Annotated in this window: 1 protein-coding gene; it reads right to left on the bottom strand. The window is 47.9% G+C overall.

Features of this window, described 5'->3' with window-relative positions:
• Window positions 1-721: IS256 family transposase (locus JWJ90_RS22830; protein ID WP_205229513.1), on the bottom strand; the 721-nt coding region annotated here is incomplete at both ends.

The following is a 721-nucleotide window of genomic DNA, read 5'->3' as shown; positions in this document are numbered from 1 at the left end:
GCAAGGAGCTTGAATCCTCGTAGCCTTTGCCACTTTTTTTCTGCACTCATTCCCAGTTTATAGACCATGGCCAAGATTGTTCGGCGGGCAACACAGCCCCGGGTCTTATCTGTTCTTAGCCGTACTGTGGCAAAGGTTGATTCAATCGGATTGGATGTCCGAATGTGTTGCCAATGTGGTGCTGGGAAATCATAGAAAGCGAGCAATTGCTCTTTATCCTTCTCCAGGCATTCCATGGCCTTGGGATATTTTCCCGAATAAGCCTGGATGGTTGTTTCGAAGGCCTCAAAGGCGTCCTTCTTTGTCGGCGCCATCCATATTTCGTGCAACGCCTGCTTGACCTTTGGTTGAACCATTTTAGGCAGTTTGTTGAGCACGTTGGCTGTTTTATGTACCCAACATCGCTGATGTTTTGTTTGTGGGAAAATCTTGTGCAACGATTTCCAGAATCCTAAGGCACCGTCACCAATAGCCAACTTAGGGGAGTGGATAAGCCCTTGCTCTTTGACGCGTACCAGTAATTCTGTCCAGCTCTGCTCAGATTCCCGGTATCCATCTTCGATAGCAACAAACTCTTTCCTCCCTTGCTCCGTCACGCCAATAATTACAAGGATACATTGCCTGGCATCATCGCTGCGGATATTAAAATACACGCCATCGGCCCAGATATACACATAGCGCTTGTTCTCAAATCTGCGTTGACTCCACTGCTCATGCTCTG

This window comes from Desulfobulbus rhabdoformis, from assembly GCF_016919065.1.
GTDB classification, from domain to species: Bacteria; Desulfobacterota; Desulfobulbia; order Desulfobulbales; family Desulfobulbaceae; genus Desulfobulbus; species Desulfobulbus rhabdoformis.
Note: the sequence above shows the minus strand (reverse complement) of the source record. Positions and strands in the feature narration are given on the sequence as shown.